The organism is Streptomyces fuscigenes, from assembly GCF_021556455.1.
Lineage (GTDB): Bacteria > Actinomycetota > Actinomycetes > Streptomycetales > Streptomycetaceae > Streptomyces > Streptomyces fuscigenes.
This window is the reverse complement of the sequence record NZ_JAKGCV010000461.1, coordinates 1-4,202: the sequence shown is the minus strand read 5'-3', so window position 1 is coordinate 4,202 and position 4,202 is coordinate 1. Positions and strand designations below refer to the sequence as shown.

General features: G+C 71.5%; 4 protein-coding genes. All 4 read left to right on the top strand.

All coding sequences use genetic code 11. From position 1 onward, the window contains the following. The first annotated feature begins 170 nt into the window (after positions 1–170). A complete protein-coding gene (locus L1885_RS24595; protein WP_235799362.1) occupies positions 171–1,238 on the top strand; it encodes a glucose-1-phosphate thymidylyltransferase in 1,068 nt (355 codons plus the stop codon). Then, a complete protein-coding gene (gene rfbB / locus L1885_RS24590; protein ID WP_235799361.1) occupies positions 1,235–2,221 on the top strand; it encodes a dTDP-glucose 4,6-dehydratase in 987 nt (328 codons plus the stop codon). Before L1885_RS24595 ends, rfbB begins: the two co-directional genes overlap by 4 nt. Positions 2,222–2,325: 104 nt before the next feature. Further along, the gene (gene rfbD, locus L1885_RS24585; RefSeq protein ID WP_235799360.1) at positions 2,326–3,228 is read left to right on the top strand and encodes a dTDP-4-dehydrorhamnose reductase; all 903 of its coding nucleotides are present in this window, start codon (positions 2,326–2,328) and stop codon (positions 3,226–3,228) included. 93 nt (positions 3,229–3,321) lie between these two features. Further along, positions 3,322–4,116, top strand: a complete 795-nt coding sequence (locus L1885_RS24580; RefSeq protein ID WP_235799363.1) for a class I SAM-dependent methyltransferase — start codon at positions 3,322–3,324, stop codon at positions 4,114–4,116. The last annotated feature ends 86 nt before the right edge of the window (positions 4,117–4,202 follow it).

Below are 4,202 nucleotides of genomic sequence, written 5' to 3'. Positions count from 1 at the left end.
CGCGGCGGCCGTCCGCCCCCGCACGGCCGCCGCGCGCGGTCGCCCGGCGCCGCGCAAGCCCCTCGGCGTGGCCCGCGCCGACTGCCCTCGACGCACAGCGCGCGTGGGTAGAGTCAAAAGAGTCGGGCCCAGCCCGAACCGCATCGTCGTGCCGGCAGGGGATACGCAAAGTGAAGGCTCTCGTACTTTCCGGAGGCGCGGGCACCCGCCTGCGGCCCATCACGCACACGTCGGCCAAGCAACTGGTCCCGGTGGCGAACAAGCCCGTGCTGTTCTACGGGCTCGAAGCCATCGCGGAGGCCGGCGTCACCGAGGTCGGCGTCATCGTGGGCGACACGGCGGAGGAGATCCGGGCCGCGGTCGGCGACGGCTCGCAGTTCGGCCTCCAGGTCACCTACCTCCAGCAGGACGCGCCCCTCGGCCTCGCCCACGCGGTGCTGATCGCGCGGGAGTTCCTCGGCGACGAGGACTTCGTGATGTACCTCGGCGACAACTTCATCGTCGGCGGGATCACCGATCTGGTGGACGGCTTCCGCAGCGACCGCCCCGACGCCCAGATCCTGCTGACCAAGGTGCCCAACCCGACCGCGTTCGGCGTCGCCGAACTCGACACCGCCGGGGCCGTGGTGAACCTGGAGGAGAAGCCGAAGGAGCCCAAGAGCGACCTCGCCCTCGTCGGGGTCTACCTCTTCACCCCCGCCATCCACGAGGCGGTGCGCTCCATCGAGCCGTCCTGGCGCGGCGAGCTGGAGATCACGCACGCGATCCAGTGGCTCATCGACCAGGGCCGCGACGTCCGCTCCACCACGATCTCCGGGTACTGGAAGGACACCGGGAACGTGACGGACATGCTGGAGGTCAACCGGCTGGTCCTGGAGAGCGTCGAGTCCGTCTGCGAGGGCTCCGCCGACGAGGCCAGCGAGATCGTCGGCCGGGTCAGGATCGAGAAGGGCGCCAGGATCACCGGCAGCCGCATCGTCGGCCCCGCGATCATCGGGAAGGACACGGTCGTCAAGGACGCGTTCATCGGCCCGTTCACCTCTGTGAGTGAAGGCTGCCGCATCGAGGACAGCGAGATCGAGTACTCGATCGTCCTGCGCAACTCCTCCATCTGCGGCGTCCGCCGCGTGGAGACCTCCCTCATCGGCCGGGACGTCGAAGTGACGCCCGCGCCCCGCAACCCGTCCGTCCACCGACTCGTCCTCGGCGACCACAGCAAGGTGCAGATCTCCTCATGACCACTCGCATTCTGGTGACCGGCGGCGCCGGGTTCATCGGCTCGCACTACGTCCGCACGGTGCTCGGGCCCGCAGGCCCCGGCGACGTCTCGGTCACGGTGCTCGACAAGCTCACCTACGCGGGCAACCCGGCCAACCTCGACGAGGTGCGCGCCCACCCCGGGTTCGACTTCGTGCAGGGCGACATCTGCGAGCCGGAGCTCGTCGCCAAGCTGATGGCCGAGCACGACCAGGTCGTGCACTTCGCTGCCGAGTCGCACGTGGACCGGTCCATCGACGGCGGGGCCGAGTTCGTCCGCACGAACGTGGTCGGCACGCACACGCTGATCGACGCCGCGCACCGGGCCGGCATCGGTGTGTTCGTGCACATCTCCACCGACGAGGTGTACGGGTCCGTCGACGAGGGCTCCTGGCCCGAGACGGACCCGCTCGCGCCCAACTCCCCGTACTCGGCGGCCAAGGCGTCCAGCGACCTGATCGCGCTGTCGTACCACCGCACCCACGGCCTCGACGTGCGCGTGACCCGCTGCTCCAACAACTACGGGCACCACCACTTCCCCGAGAAGGTCATCCCGCTGTTCATCACGAACCTGCTGGACGGCCGCAAGGTCCCGCTCTACGGCGACGGCGGCAACGTCCGCGACTGGCTGCACATCGACGACCACGTGCAGGGCATCGAGCTGGTCCGCACCCGGGGCAGGGCCGGCGAGGTCTACAACATCGGCGGCGGCACCGAACTGTCCAACAAGGAGCTGACCGGGCTCCTGCTGGAGGCGTGCGGCGCCGACTGGGACACCAGCGTCGAGTACGTGGCCGACCGCAAGGGGCACGACCGCCGGTACTCGGTCGACTGCACCAAGATCAGCAGGGAACTCGGCTACGAGCCCCGCAAGGACTTCCGCGAGGGGCTCGCCGAGACGGTGCGCTGGTACCGCGACAACCGCGCCTGGTGGGAGCCGCTCAAGGAGCGCGCCGCGCTGTGAGCCGCGGCGCGTCCGCCGGCGCGGTGTGAAGCGCCGCCACGGCGGTGGGACAGGACAGGCGGTGCCCGGCGCAGGGCCGGGCAGCGGAGCGAACGGGAGAGATCATGAGCGGCGGCTGGCTGGTCACCGGTGCGGGCGGCATGCTGGGCCAGGACCTGCTGGCGGGACTCGCGGCGGAGGACGAGCCCGCCGCCGGCCTCGACCGGGCAGCCCTCGACATCACCGACCCGGGGGCGGTGCGCGCCGTGCTCGCCCGGCACCGCCCGTCCGTCCTGGTGAACTGCGCGGCCTGGACGGCCGTGGACGACGCCGAGGCCAAGGAGGACGAGGCGCTCGCCGTGAACGGAACGGGCCCCCGGGTGCTCGCCGAGGCGTGCCGGGACGCGGGCACCGTCCTGCTGCACCTCTCCACCGACTACGTGTTCGCGGGCGACGCGGCCGCCCCCTACGCGGAGGACGCCCCCCTCGCGCCGCGCTCCGCGTACGGGCGTACGAAGGAGGCGGGGGAGCGGGCGGTGCTGCGCACCCTGCCCGACACCGGGTACGTCGTGCGTACGGCGTGGCTCTACGGCGAGGGCGGCGGCAATTTCGTCCGGACGATGATCCGGCTGGAGGGCGTCAAGGACACCCTCGATGTGGTGAACGACCAGCGCGGCCAGCCCACCTGGACGGCGGACCTGGCGGCCCTGCTCGTGCGGCTGGGCCGCGCCGCGCTCGCCGGCACCGCCCCGGCCGGCGTGTACCACGGCACGGCCGCGGGCGAGACGACCTGGTACGACCTGACCAGGGAGATCTTCCGACTGCTCGGTGCCGACCCGGAGCGGGTGCACCCGACGACGAGCGAGGCGTTCGTGCGCCCCGCCCCCCGACCGGCCTACAGCGTCCTCGGTCACGACCGCTGGGCCGCGGCCGGGCTCGCGCCCCCGCGGAACTGGCAGGAGGCGCTGGTCGAGGCCTTCCCGGCCCTCCTGGCGGCCGAGCGGGGCGCGACACGCGCCGCAAGGTAGTGGGCTGAGGGAGTTTACGAGCCCTCCGCGGAGCGACTAACTTCACTGGGAATCAAGGCAAATGTTTGTGATTCCCCAGTGAAGGGCACGACAGTGGACCGCCACGGCTTCCTGCGCCAACTGCACCGCGTGTACAAACCCCGGAACTACTTCGAGATCGGCGTCAACGACGGCCGCAGCCTGACCCTCTCCCGCGTCCCGTCCATCGCCGTCGACCCGGCGTTCAAGGTCGTGTCCGAGATCGCCTGCGACGTGCACCTGGTCAAGCAGACCAGCGACGACTTCTTCGCGCGCAAGGACCCGCTGCTGCACCTGCGACCCGGCCGCAACCCCTTCCGGGCACTCGCGCGGCGCGACCCGATGTCGCTGTTCGGCGGCGACCCCAAGCTGGAGCTGTCGTTCATCGACGGCATGCACATCTTCGAGTACGCGCTGCGCGACTTCATGAACGTCGAGAAGCACGCCCAGTGGTCGAGCGTCGTCGTCTTCGACGACATGCTGCCCCGCAACGTCGACGAGGCGGCCCGCGACCGCCACACCAACGCCTGGACGGGCGACGTGTACAAGGTCGCCCAGGTGCTGCGCCGCTTCCGCCCCGACCTGGCGGTCGTCGAGGTGGACACCGCGCCCACGGGCGTGCTCGTGGTCTTCGGCATGGACCCCACGAGCACGGTCCTCAAGCACAACTACGACGCGATCCTGAAGGAGTACGTCGTCGACGACCCGCAGGACGTCCCCGAGGAGGTCCTGACGCGGAAGACCGCCGTCTCCCCGGAGGCCCTGCTCGGCGCGAGCTTCTGGCGCGACCTCGCCCGCGCCCGCGACCTGCGCAAGTCGCGCTCCGCCTTCGCGCCGATCCGCAAGCGCATCGAGGCCGTCGGCGCCTGACCGGTGCCGCGGGCGGCGGGCGGCGGGCGTCGGCCCGGGACCGCCCTCTCGCCGCCTTCGCGACGGGCGCGGGGCCTCGCGGCCCG